We start from the raw sequence: 13,251 nt of genomic DNA on the forward strand, positions 1-13,251 counted from the left end.
TTTATCGTTCGTGACGGGGTCATGACTTGGTAAAAAGGGGTAGTTTGAGCTTTAGCATCAGGTTGCGGCCCGGCTCGTCGGCGAAATAACGGAAGCGGTTCAGGTAGTCGCGGTAAGCCGCATTAGCCAGATTGCTCCCGCTCAAAATGACGCTGATGGGCTGCTTACCCACCTGAGTCTGAAAGCCAACCTCAGCTCCCAACAGGAAATAAGCAGGCGGTGGAGCTGCAAAATCGCCCGTAAAAATGACGACTCCGTTCTCCTGACGACTGGTTACGGCTGGGGCGCGATTTTGCCGGGAGACGTACAGGCCACTGACCGATACATAAACATTGGCTAGTTTTCCCCATTTTGCCCAGTCGTACCGGATGTTGTTGTCAGACCGGTTGGCGGGAATAAATACGAGGTAATCGTGCTCCGTCTGGTTATAGGCAAACAGCAGTGAGTTTTTGGTCGTGAGCGTCAACTGGTCGGTCAGTTTGTAAGTCAGCGATGCGTCGACACCCCGGAACGTTGCCCGCACCTGCGCATACGTATACGATGGGAATGCCCCCCGCTGCCGTACAACCGGAACTGAATCGGGCTTCAGGTAGATGTAATTGTTGATCAGATTGTTATACACTCCGATTTCTCCGCTCAACCGTTTGCCAGCGTAGGCGAGCACGAGGTTACTGTTATACGCCTGCTCGGGCTGTAAGTCAGGGTTACCCCGCTCATAGGCTACTGCGCTCTGGTGCAGACCGTTGGAGTACAGATCAGCGACATTGGGCGCACGCCAGGCCGTGCTGAGGTTAGCCGTGAGGGTTAAATCCGGACGAAGCTGGTAAGCCGCACCCAGCGACCCGTTCGCATTTTGCCAGTTATGCGTTCGGGAATAAGTCTGCCTCGTCACTTCATCCAGGAAATAGGCCCGAAGCCAGCGGTAATCATACCGCAAACCAGCCTCCAGGGTCAGGTTCCCAACGGCATATCGCTCAATGGCGAACAGGCCCGCACCATAATTACGGAAGTTGGGAATCAGAAACAGATACTGCCGGACGTTGCCCTGCGTGATGCCATTGAACCCAACACTACCCGACCACTGCCCGGCATCCCGATGATCACGGTCTTTCGTTTTCACGGGCGCATGCTCCCAGACAAGATCAGCCGTGTGGGTAACCAGTTTGAGGTATAATTCGGGCGTGGTCAGGCCGCTGAACGAGACGTAATCATACTCCCGGCGGGTATTTTGCTGCCGGGCAACCGTCGCCGTCAGCGTGCCTCCTCCGTTGAGGTGGAGGTGCGCCCGGACCTTGAATAGATCATGCTTCACAGCCTGGTACGGCCGGTTGAGTGCGTATGAAAAACCGGGTTGCGACAACGGCTCCGGCCGACTGATGGCGGCATATAAATCGGCCAGACTACCCACCTGAGCACCCGTAAACAACCCTATTTTAGTATCAAACTGGCTGTAAAACAGCTCCACACCCATGTTTTTGTGATCGTAGTGCAGATCGCCCGAGAAGTTGTTTTCGTGGTAGCTGGTATTTTCCAGATAGTAGTGGGGCGTTTTGACATAACCCGACCGTTTGAACGTCCCCTGCAAACGCCAGCTTAACCCCATCAGTTTTTTACCGAACCGGTACGCCGGCGCGGCCCCTTCCATCATGCCGGACACAACGCCCATGCCGCCGTTGGTGGCCCCAACCAGATTTACCTCGCCACCGATGCCGGGTTTAGTGGGCATTGCTTTCGGCTCCACCAGAATAACGCCCCCGATCGCGTCGGAGCCGTACCGGATGCTGGCCGCGCCTTTAATCACCGTCAGGCGAGAGGCCAAAAACTGATCGACCTGGGGCGCGTGCTCGGTTCCCCATTGCTGGTCTTCCTGCCGGATGCCATTGTTCAGAATGATGATCCGGTTACTGTACAACCCGTGAATAACCGGTTTGGAAATACTGGGACCCGTCTGGATGGCGTACAATCCGGCCAGAGTTTTCAGACTTTCGCCCAGCGATTGGCCCCGGGTCTGATCAAGGGCCGCCCCAGACAAGCTTACCTGGGTTTGCAGCAACTGTTGCGCTTCTGAGCGATGCTCGGTCACGACGACTTCCTGTAGCGTCTGGTTGTCCGATTGAAGTTGGACGGGGTTGATCGTCACGATAGGTTCTCGGCCAACCTGAACGGACACCGTGCTAGTCTTATAACCAACAAACTGATAGTCAAGCGTGTATCGTCCGGCGCAGACACGCTCAAGCTGGAAATGACCAACCGAGTCAGCAACGGCGCCTGTTTTTAGCTCGCGAACATAAACGGTTGCCCCGATCAGTGGCTGTTTCGTATCCTGACCCAGCATCTGGCCTTGCAGCCTGGCCACGCACGAATCTGACTGGGCCAGAATCCGTGATGCAACGGCGACAAATAGCCCGATCAGGAAACTTATTTTCTTTGCGTTATTCATTCGCCCTACGGCCTTCGCGACCTTCCCGAAAGCACAACTCTATTTATGCAACAATGTTGCAATATTAAACAAAAATGTAGACTGTACCTAATCAGGCGAGGTAAGGCGAAATTATTTTGGGATTAAAGCTCTGGCTGCGTCCACTGATCCCAACCGACGTTACCCCACCAAAAAAGCCGCTTCAGTTTCCCGGAGCGGCTTATGAGTGGTTAAAGAATCGTTCTTCAATGCAGGACGTCAAACACCAGCTCCCGCAAAATATCGCTTTCGTTCATGGTCGGGCTATCAATGCCTTTGCTGCGAGCGTCGGCCCGACGGATAGCGCTGATAATGCTGGCTACTTTAGGGAGTGGAAACGTGCGGGCAGCGGTCAGGTAATCTTTCACGAAAAACGGGTTAACGCCCAACAGCGGAGCCAGCCCCTTGTCGGTCTGATCCTTGGATGCCTGTACCAGAATAACCTTACTGAAATAGCCGAACAGCTGCGCCAGAATAACGACCAGCGGGTTGTCTTTCGGATTCCGGCCAAAATAATCGACGATTTGATTTGCCTTAACAACATCGCGCTGAACGAGGGCTTTTTGAAGTTCAAATACGTTGTATTCCTTGCTGATCCCGACCAACCGCTCAACCGTTGCCGCCGAAATCTCTTCGCCCACGTGCAGATTAATCAGAATTTTGTCGATCTCACTGGCCAGCCGTTTCAGATCGTTCCCGATGTGGTCGGCCAGCAGCTGGCAGGCTTTCGGACTCACTTTACTTCCCTGTTCGCGGCAGTACTCCCCTACCCAGTCCGGAATTTTATTGTCGTATAACTTTTTGACACCCAACAGTTTTCCCTTCGCCCCGAACGCTTTTACCCACGCTTTTCGCTCATCGAGGGCGGGTTTGCCATCTTCCCGGACGTAACACAGCATGAGTATGGTGCTGGGGAGCGGATTCAGCGCATAATCCTCGAATAAAGTCTGCGTCGCTTTATCGTTGATGCCGTTCATCTGCTGGGCTTCTTTCACCAGAACCAGCTGGCGCTCGGCCATGAACGGGTAGCGTCGGGCGTAGTTGAGTACGGCACCGGCATCGGCATCTTTTCCGAAGAGAACGAATTGGTTAAAGCCACGCTCGGCCACCGGCACCGCCACTTTTTCCAGTTCCTCGGCAATCCGGTCGAGGTAAAACGGCTCATCGCCATGAATGAGGTAAACAGGCGCAATCCGTTTATTACGAATGTCCTTTAGCAACGCGTCTACGGCAGGAATCAAAACTCGTTTATGGTTTATGGTTTGTGGGTAGCGACTGCCAGGGCCAACACTCTTTTCTCTACAAATTTAACTATCTGCTATTATTTCTGGTGAATTAAAACAGGCCGACGTGTTCAGAACCATTCTTGTTGACCAATGGCGAATAAACCAAAACCTTATGTTTGGCTATGGAAGTGAAAGTACATATACCTTTTCAGGACTTACTGACCATAGTTAAGCAACTCTCGCCAGCGCAAAAAGCCAGACGTCAAAAAGAACTGGCTAAAGAGGGAAAACTTGTCACTAAGAAATTCTGCCTAACGCAACTACTGGTCAACGGTCCAGTCTTTATTAACGAGCAAATCAAAATCATTGAGGACACTCGTAGGTAAGCGCACTAATTTATTAACCACAGAGGCCTAGAGTACACAAAGATTGAAGCGATAGCTCTTATTTGTTCTAACTCTGTGCCTCTGTGGTCAATAAATTTACCCTCCTCAATAAGTCAGCGCCGAATCAACACACCCGGATGGGAACCGGTCGCTTGTTGGTCCTTGTAGACCAGTTGCCCGGCCACCCAGACCGCTTCGATACCCGTTGATAACGCTTTGTTGTCGCCAATGCGCGCGTTATCCTGGACCGTATCGGGATTGAATAACACTAGGTCAGCGTAGTAGCCAGGCGCCACCACTCCCCTCTTTTCAAGCCCGAGGTGTTCGGCGGTGAGGCTGGTCATTTTCTGAATGGCCGTTTCGAGGGGCATCACCTTCTGGTCGCGAACGTAACGGCCCAAAATCCGCGTAAAGGCTCCGTACCCGCGCGGATGGCCATCGGTAGCGCCGTCGGAACAGATGTTGGTATGGGGCCAGGTCAGGAAATTAACGACATCAGGCTCGTCCATCGACTTCCCCATAACACCCTCAACGCCATCGACATTCGGGTTCTTCGTCGAAAATTCAGCGGCTTCGGCTACCAGATTCATCAGCGTTTGAGCGGGCTTCTCCCGACGCAGCGAGGCAATAGCACCAACCGTTTTCCCGGCGTAGGCCGGGTTAGCGGCAAACCGTACCAGCACCGACTGCCGGGGGTCAAACAACTGATCGACAGCAAATTCGGCACTGGCCGCGTTCGTATAATCCCGTTTTGGGAAAAGCACCCGCAGCGTCGACATCCAGTAATCATACGGATAACAGTCGGCGGTGATGTTCACCCCCTCCGCACGGGCCTGCTCCAACTGGGCCAGCAGTCGGGTGGATTGGCCCCATTTATCGCGGAGGGCTATTTTCAGGTGTGAAATCTGGACCGGCATTTTCGTAAGCCGTCCAATCTGAATAATCTCATCGACGGCATCGTCCAGCGCAATGTCTTCACTGCGGATGTGGCTTATGTAGCGGCCACCCGAATCAGCCGCGACCTGCGCCAGTTGACTCACTTCATCGCGGCTGGAAAAGAAGGCGCTTTCGTATTCCAGACCCGTCGACAACCCCAGCGAGCCTTTGCCCAACTCGGCCCGAAGGAGGTCTTTCATCCGCAAAACCTCATCGGGTTTTGCCGTCCGGTAAAGTCCGTTGGCGCCCATTACCCACTGCCGCAGCGTGGCCTGACCCGTATAAGTCGCCACGTTAACCGCCACCGGCTGGCGTTTCAGTTGAGCCACCAGCGTATCCATCCAGTAGCTCCCGCCATCCTGCCCGGACACAACCGTTGTAACACCCTGATTCACCACCGCCAACGCATCCGGGTTTGTGTCGAAGCCAGCCACGTGATGGCTGTGGCTGTCAATAAAGCCAGGGGCCAGCACCAATCCGTGGGCGTCGGTTACCGACTCGGCCGGAAAAGGGGTCAGCTCACCTGTTTCCCAGATACGGTTGTTTCGAAGCCGCACAGCCGCTTTACGAGCCGCTACACCCGTACCATCAATAAGCCGGCTGTTCGTAATCAGGCTCGTTTTGGGAATACGGAATGATTTTCCTTCCAGCACATTACGGGCGATACGGCAAGCCAGCCCGTCGCTGCCACTGGTGAGTACAACCAGGGTTTGCTGGGTATCCTGATATCGAACAATTACGTTTTGAAAACCCACCCAGCTGCCGGTATGCGCCAGTACGCGGCCATCGTTTTCCAGGCCCCACCCAAACCCATACGGATACGTTTGCCCATTGTTCAGTTTAACGGGGGTAATGGCCTCCTGATAAACGCCGGGTTTCAGCAGCTTTCCCGTTTTCAGGGCCTGCTCCCAAATGAGTAAGTCCTCCACGGACGAATACACATTCCCATCGCCAATGACTCCGTCCAGCCGGATTAAATCGTTGAGCTGATTTTTGCCGTTCTCGCGCTGAAAGCCGTACACGCGGTTGCGGGGCGTTGTTGTGCTGTTGAGGTAATAGATGTAGGTGTTTTTCAGGTGGAGCGGCTTCGCAATCTGCTGCTCGAAAAACTGCTCTACCGGCATGCCCGATAAAGTCCGGATGAGCGACCCCAGCACGACATAGCCGGTGTTGCTATACTCCCAGCGCGAGCCAGGCTGGAACCCAAGCGGAGGTTTGTGCTCGCTGAGCAACTGTACCATACGGGTATTCGTGAGCGTATCCAGCGGGCTTGTGTACTGCTGGGCCAGATCGAAGTATTCGGGCAGGCCCGACGTGTGTGTGAGCAGGTGCCGGACAGTGATGGTATCGTACGGAAAATCGGGTAAATAAGTCCGTACCTGTTCATCGTAACGCAGCTTGCCCTGCTCGTTTAACTGCATGACCATTAACGCAATGAATTGTTTCGAGAGGGATGCCAGATTGAACGACGAGGCCGTTGTCAGCGGTTCATTGGTGGCGCTGTTTACCACCCCAAAGGCTTTTTTATACCGAACCGAACCTTTCTCGGCTACCAGCACCACCCCGTTGAACATGGCCTGCCCATGCAGCGTTGTCAGCACGGAATCCAACGTCTTCAACCGGGCGGTCAACGGCTGACGGATTGACTGGGCCATTAACTGGCCGGTTACCATACCAAAGAGAATGGCGGGCAGAATGAATCTCATGGTCGTTTGTGTTTGGTGGGTACGGGTAGTATAGTCGATTGTTTGACAGCGTACAACGCGATGGAGCTGCTGTAGACGCGTATCATGGGGAGTTTGGCCATTTGCTGCAGAAAACTGGCGTACGCTTTAATGTCGCTCATGACCACTTTCAGCTGATAATCAATGGTCCCGGCCAGATGGTATGCTTCCAGCACGTCGGGCATCTGGCGAATATAGTTTTCGAATGCAGCGATGTTGTCCGGCGTGTAATCGGGCATGGACACGTTGCAGAAAACGATCAACGGACGGCCTATTTTGTCCTGGTTCACCAGGGCCACATAGGCCTCAATAACGCCGTCGCGCTCCATTCGTTTGATGCGTTCGAAAATGGGCGTCGTAGTCATGCCCAGCTCTTCGGCCAGTTCTTTAATGGTGCGTTTCGCGTCGCGTTGTAAAAGTGTCAATAAGTAAAAATCTGTATCATCGAGCATAGGGGTGGCGAATGGATTTCTTTTTACCCAGAAACACAACCAATAAAAAAGAATATTATTCTATAATAATCACTATTTGCACACGTATCATCCATTTATCGTCAATTATAAGAATAAATTTATAGTTTTAGCTGAATAAAAAGCATAATTATCTGATGAGTAACCATGCCATTCTGCTTACTGATGGCCTACTGACCACCACCGATGCGAAGACCGCTCATGGCCTGATTCGGGGTACCGATCGCTACACCATTACGGGTGTAGTCGATGCCCCGACAGCCGGGCAGGACGCGGGCACGATCCTCGACGGGCAATTCAGAGGCATTCCCATTTTCTCCTCCGTACAGGAAGCCCTGTCAACCCTGGGTCAGGTTTCGTTCGCCATTGTGGCGGTGGCAACGAGTGGCGGCATCCTACCGCCGGCCATGATCGACGATATTACCCAATGCCTTGAAAAGGGGCTGTCGGTGGTAAACGGGCTGCACGAATTTCTGAGCGAAAAGCCCCATTTGGTTGCACTGGCCTGCGAATATGGCGGCACACTAATTGACGTCCGGCGCCCGAAACAGCGCCACGAACTGCATTTCTGGACGGGCGAGATCAATCAGATCACAGCGCCCATTATTGCGATCATGGGCACCGACTGTGCGCTGGGGAAACGAACCACGGCTCGCCTGATTCAGGAAGCCTGCAGCCACCATAACCTGAACGCGCAGATGATTTATACCGGTCAAACCGGCTGGTTACAGGGTATTCCGTACGGGTTCATTTTTGATTCGACCCTGAATGATTTTGTTTCCGGGGAACTGGAGCATGCGTTGGTCTCGTGCTGGCGGGAAACCGATGCTGATGTATTACTCATTGAAGGGCAGGCCGCTCTCCGAAACCCCAGCGGCCCCTGCGGGGCCGAGTTTCTGGTATCGGGCAATGCGCGCCATGTGGTGCTGGTGCACGCCCCCAAACGGACTCACTATGACCATATTCCAGCCTGGGGCCGCATAAGGTCCGTCGAATCCGAAATTGACCTGATTCGGTGTTATGGATCGGCCGTTATCGCGCTGGCCCTCAACACCGAAGGATGCAGCCGCGACGAAGCGTTTGCTTTCCAGAAACAGTACGCCGATCAGCTTGGCATCCCTGTTTTATTACCGCTCGAAGAAGGCGTCATGTCCCTCTTGCCCATCCTTCAGAACCTTACCGCTTCGGCTCATGCGCATTAACGCCGTCCGCGCTTACCGCCGGAACCTGGCTCTAACCAAGCCATATACCATTGCCTACCAGACCACCTCGGCGGTAGAAAATATCTTTCTGGAGATCGAACTGGCCAACGGCCTGGTTGGTCTCGGTGCGGCCAACCCCGACCCGGAAGTAGTGGGTGAATCGCCGGAGCAGACGCTGCACAACCTGCAGCATGAGTGGATGACGAGCCTGGTCGGTCGGGATATCCGGCTGTTCAATGCCCTGATCGACGAAGCCCGGCATCAGTTTCCGAATGCGCCTGGTACGCTGGCCGCGGTAGACATCGCTTTACACGACGCCTTCGGCCTCTACCTGGGTGTTCCCATTGTTCAGTTTTATGGTCAGAAACACCGATCGCTGCCTACCTCCGTGACCATCGGCATCATGAACGTTGCGGACACCCTGAGGGAAGCGGCTGGCTACACCGAACAGGGATTTCGGGCCCTGAAAGTGAAAACGGGGCTCGATGTAGACGAAGATATTGAGCGTATTCTGAAACTCCGGGAGACGTACGGCACGGCCCTGACCCTGCGCGTTGATGCGAACCAGGGCTACTCCCTGAGTGATCTGAAACGCTTTCTGACGGCAACCCAATCGGCTGCGGTAGAACTCATCGAGCAGCCATTGCCCGTTGGTCAGGAACTTGAGCTAGTCGGCTTACCGGCGGAAATTCGCCAGTTGTTAACCGCCGATGAATCGCTGAAAGATGCCCGAACGGCCTCGGTACTGGCGCATCATCCGCGCCCCTTCGGCATTTTTAATATAAAACTAATGAAGTGCGGAGGGATTCGTTCGGCCCTCGACCTGGCAACCATCGCTCAATCGGCGGGTATTTCCTTATTTTGGGGCTGCAACGACGAAAGTCGGATCAGCATTACAGCCGCTTTGCACGCTGCTTTTACCTGCCCCAATACCCGCTACCTAGATCTGGACGGTAGCCTGGACCTGGCCGAAGACGTCGTTTCAGGCGGATTCATGCTGGAAGATGGGCTCATGCAGCCAACCAATCAGGCTGGACTAGGGCTCGACCGGAACAAGATCAGGTAGCCGACGTTGCGCTGAGCCGATGAAGCTCTTCCCTCGCTGACCGGATCTGGTATATCCTGAATTCTCATCATTCGTCTAATTATTCGCTGTCCGGCATGCCCAAACTTGCTCGTTCTCTTGGTTTACGTTCTGCTATTGTCCTGGTTGTTAGCGGCATTGTCGGCTCCGGGGTTTTCAAAAAGGTAGCTCCTATGGCGGCCGAACTGGGGTCTCCCCTGCTGGTGTTGTCTTGTTGGGTGATGGCGGGCGTTGTCAGTCTAGCCGGAGCCTTAACCTATGCCGAAATGGCGGGACTGTTTCCGCAGTCGGGGGGCGAGTACCTTTATTTCAAGAAACTATACGGTCGTTTATTCGCCTTCTTATACGGGTGGGGTGCCTTTATGGTCGTGCGAACCGCTACCATTGCGGCTCTGGCGTATGTGTTTGGTCAGTCGCTGATCACGCTGCTCGGCTCACCGGGCGCGTCCACCGAATTTGTCGTAAAGCTCATTGCCACGTCGCTGATTCTCTTTCTGAGCTTTGTCAATTACCGGGGCGTGTCGTTTGCGGAGGGCCTCAGTCGCTTTCTCATCTACCTGACTTTTGCCGCTATCCTGCTTATTGCGGTTCTTGGTTTTCTGGCCCCGATGGGCAGTATAAACCATTTGACTCAATCGACCCGAACACCGGTCCCAAACGGGCATGGAAGCCTGCTGGGCTCTTTGATTGTTGCCTCACTGGGGGCGTTTTGGGGCTACGATGGCTGGAATCAGATCGGTTATATTGGGGAAGAAATCAAAAATCCGCAGCGCAACCTACCCATTGCTCTCGGCGTAGGTACCAGCCTGGTTATCACGATCTATGTCTTGTTGAATGCGGTGTATCTGTACGTGCTGCCCATCGACGCGCTGGCACAACTAGCCAGCACACCCGGTAAAATTGCGGCTGTGGAAGTCGTGCGGCAGGCCGCTGGCTGGGGAGGAGCCCTGTTTATTTCTGTATTGATTCTGGTCACGACTTCCAATTCAACCAACGCATCGATTCTGATGCCCGCCCGTGTTTTCTACGCGATGGCGCGCGATGGCCTGTTTTTCAGAGCAGCCGCGGTTATTCATCCCCGCTACAAAACCCCATCGGTAGCCATCCTGCTACAGGGGAGTTGGTCTATTGTGCTGGTCTGGTCGGGGAGCTTTGACCAGCTTACAGATATGCTCGTGTTTGCTTCCTTTATTTTCTATGGAGCAACGGCCGTTGGAGTCATGCGGCTTCGGTATAAACAACCCGATTTAGTGCGTCCCTACCGCGTCATCGGCTATCCGTTTGTTCCTTTGTTCTTCCTGACCTGCTGCACCCTGCTGGTCATCATGACCCTCATTAATCAACCGCGCGAAGCCCTGACCGGCCTGGGTCTAATAGCCACAGGGCTACCGTTCTATTGGTGCTGGCGCAACCGCCCGCCCGTTGTGTCTGAAGACAAGCCCCATTTGTCGTAATATATCATCCTGTCTGGCCAGCGCAGGTACCACTGGCTTATATTTGCCTTCGTTTTTTATCCACCTACGATCTCGGCCGGTTCATCTTTCACTACAATCACCGGATTAATTTCGCTTGCTTATGGTACTTTTTCTGACCGCCAGAGACCAGAATTTCCAAATCCGGAAATTCTCCTGCCAACTGGACAAACTGGAGATTGCTTTCGAGTTTCTGAGTGATATCGTCGCCAAGGGCAGCACCTTATTGCAGGCTTATATTATCGATGAGGGCAACCGAACAGAATTGCCGCTTCCTATTTTTGATGGCGGGCCATTCATGGTCGCTATGCAGGAATTAGAAAATGAATGGCAGACCTTATTAAATGAGCCAGCCTTGTCAACGCCTTCCCAGAAATCACTGCTCGTTCCGTTGATTCAACAGCGGGCTCAACAATACGAAACGAAAATTGCGAGTTACGAAAAGCTGATCAAGCGCCTGGAACAACTGCTTGTGCGTACCCAGGAAAACTTCTCTACCGGCCCGATAAAATCACAGGTCATCAGCCAGTACGAAGCGATGATCAACAAAAATCAGGTGTGGCTGATAAAGGCCCAGATTTCTCATCAGGTTATACTAAATCGACTGAGCCAGCTATCGGCCTGAGCCCCCCTCCCAATTGGGTTTTCTTCCATAATTTATTACTATAAGTCGTCATTTTAATGCTGACTGGCGGGAGTGATTTTGCCTTGTCAACATAGCAAGTAAGCTCTGATAACCAGAGCCTTAATTTCGTAAAAAATATTTTTTACATGATTTTTCTACGGCAGATCACGCAAATGTTAACGGCGGGTAATTCTCCTTGTGTTTCTGTTTGATCCGTTAATTAGCCAGCTGCAAACCCGCTACTCTTGCTGATAATACAGAGCCGAATGCTCTCACACAAGTACCCACTTGGTAAAACGAATTAGCCTACCTACTGGTAAGTTTCACGCAAAAAGGCTTGGCTCTGAGCAAACAAATTAGTAATGATAAAATCAGACAGTGCTCCAGGTTATCCGGTTGGTGGAACCACCCAAACCTGCGGATAAATAATTTCAGGCAACAATATTTCAGGGCTATAACTACCCGGAAAGACGTAAATGAATTATCGAAATCGGTATTCATCTTTCTGTTCCCGGGCAAGTAATCTATTAGCATTATAGGACATAGCTGATTTCGCTATGCGTAGCTAATTGTTGTGGTCACTGTTTTTTGATAAAGCATAATAGAAATTTTTTACTATTTCCAGCTTCTTGTAATTGATAAACAAAATTAATCCCAAAAACCCATCGTTGGGTACATAATTATTGCTCAAAATTTACCAGAAGGCTTGTTTTAAAGGCTTTTACAGAGCCTACAAGACAGACGTCATTAACGCATAATCATCTGTAAATCAAAAGAAAAGAGGCCTTGTATAATCTGGTTTATAGGTATAAAGTCCTGCATAGCTTTCCTAACTTTACCAGTTGTTCGTTTGTAAATTCATGGTCTTAATTAAAACCCACGCGACGCAAAAATATTGAAACCTAATAGTCTTTTTTTTGTTGGTTGTTAAAACGTAGTTTTTCTTTTTTAGTAACAAGACTTGCTATATTTGCCCGTCTGTATCAAAAAACAATTTACATACTGTCGATGAAAGCCAAACAAATACGATTCTTTTCTCCTGACGAGAACAGTGAATCCACAAAAAAAACCGAAAAGAGTGTCGCGAAATCTACCCCCGTAACGGGCTATATTTCGTCTACGGGTAAATTAGTCTTTCCAGCGAAAACGATCAGCCAATTAGGATTCGATCCGGCCAATAATCGGTTCAAAGTTGGAACCCAGGACGGGAAACGTAAAATCAAATCACTGTATCTGATTCCAAGCGACGAAGAACAGGATCAAACGTTCGAACTTGCTCAGGGAGCTAAAAGTTACGGAATCTCGTTGCCGTTCATTCTTCAGAGAGGTGGTATCGACTTCGCTGAAACTAAATATACCTTTACGGTCAAACCTTTCGATTACGAAGAAGGCGTAACTGGATTCGAACTGAAATTAGGTAGTGAAAGTCCAAAGCCAGAATACACCGGTAAACCACGTGGTCGGAAAAAACAAAATCCGGCAGCAGAATAATCGGACACATGACTTTGACGCGTATGCGTCCGGCTGAATCCCAATTAAAAAAGGAAACGAATCAACGTTCGTTTCCTTTTTTAATTGGGATTCAGCTTTTTCATCAATCTATATCTGTACTTCATTGGTGTCGCCATCAATACGTCAGGATTATTCAGCCGATTCTCAGCTATTTTT

The 13,251-nt window shown here is 51.7% G+C and carries 10 protein-coding genes; 6 read left to right on the forward strand and 4 right to left on the reverse strand.

The window, feature by feature from the left end; all coding sequences use genetic code 11:
* Positions 1-19 precede the first annotated feature (19 nt).
* Together ACYU87_RS01165 and holA are read right to left on the reverse strand one after the other, a co-directional pair.
* Positions 20-2,440, reverse strand: coding sequence for a TonB-dependent receptor (locus tag ACYU87_RS01165; RefSeq protein ID WP_461132184.1), 2,421 nt, complete (start codon positions 2,438-2,440; stop codon positions 20-22).
* Between the two features lie 224 nt (positions 2,441-2,664).
* Positions 2,665-3,699, reverse strand: coding sequence for a DNA polymerase III subunit delta (gene holA, locus ACYU87_RS01170; protein ID WP_461132185.1), 1,035 nt, complete (start codon positions 3,697-3,699; stop codon positions 2,665-2,667).
* A gap of 167 nt (positions 3,700-3,866) precedes the next feature.
* Here holA and ACYU87_RS01175 point away from each other — a divergent pair, with 167 nt between their 5' ends.
* Positions 3,867-4,070 carry a hypothetical protein gene (locus tag ACYU87_RS01175; RefSeq protein WP_461132186.1) on the forward strand — a complete coding sequence of 68 codons (204 nt, stop codon included), beginning with the start codon at positions 3,867-3,869 and terminating at the stop codon, positions 4,068-4,070.
* Positions 4,071-4,183: 113 nt separating this feature from the next.
* On the opposite strand, the gene ACYU87_RS01180 is transcribed toward ACYU87_RS01175, so the two are convergent.
* Positions 4,184-6,712, reverse strand: coding sequence for a serine hydrolase (locus ACYU87_RS01180; RefSeq protein WP_461132187.1), 2,529 nt, complete (start codon positions 6,710-6,712; stop codon positions 4,184-4,186).
* The gene (locus ACYU87_RS01185; protein WP_461132188.1) at positions 6,709-7,182 is read right to left on the reverse strand and encodes an Lrp/AsnC family transcriptional regulator; all 474 of its coding nucleotides are present in this window, start codon (positions 7,180-7,182) and stop codon (positions 6,709-6,711) included. The genes ACYU87_RS01180 and ACYU87_RS01185 overlap by 4 nt, the downstream gene beginning before the upstream one ends.
* A 155-nt stretch (positions 7,183-7,337) precedes the next feature.
* Between ACYU87_RS01185 and ACYU87_RS01190 the strand changes: the two genes are divergently transcribed.
* The 5 genes from ACYU87_RS01190 to ACYU87_RS01210 all read left to right on the forward strand — a co-directional run bounded on the left by ACYU87_RS01190 (position 7,338) and on the right by ACYU87_RS01210 (position 13,074).
* A complete protein-coding gene (locus ACYU87_RS01190) occupies positions 7,338-8,402 on the forward strand; it encodes a DUF1611 domain-containing protein (protein WP_461132189.1) in 1,065 nt (354 codons plus the stop codon).
* Positions 8,392-9,468: a mandelate racemase/muconate lactonizing enzyme family protein gene (locus tag ACYU87_RS01195; RefSeq protein ID WP_461132190.1), complete on the forward strand. Its 1,077-nt coding sequence runs from the start codon at positions 8,392-8,394 to the stop codon at positions 9,466-9,468. The genes ACYU87_RS01190 and ACYU87_RS01195 overlap by 11 nt, the downstream gene beginning before the upstream one ends.
* A 95-nt stretch (positions 9,469-9,563) precedes the next feature.
* Positions 9,564-10,940 (forward strand): APC family permease, encoded by a 1,377-nt coding sequence (locus ACYU87_RS01200; protein WP_461132191.1) that lies wholly within the window; start codon positions 9,564-9,566, stop codon positions 10,938-10,940.
* Between the two features lie 121 nt (positions 10,941-11,061).
* Positions 11,062-11,583 carry a hypothetical protein gene (locus ACYU87_RS01205; RefSeq protein ID WP_461132192.1) on the forward strand — a complete coding sequence of 174 codons (522 nt, stop codon included), beginning with the start codon at positions 11,062-11,064 and terminating at the stop codon, positions 11,581-11,583.
* A 1,008-nt stretch (positions 11,584-12,591) separates the two neighbouring features.
* Complete coding sequence (locus ACYU87_RS01210) at positions 12,592-13,074, forward strand: hypothetical protein (protein ID WP_461132193.1); 483 nt, start codon at positions 12,592-12,594, stop codon at positions 13,072-13,074.
* The last annotated feature ends 177 nt before the right edge of the window (positions 13,075-13,251 follow it).

Source organism: Spirosoma lituiforme, from assembly GCF_054776635.1.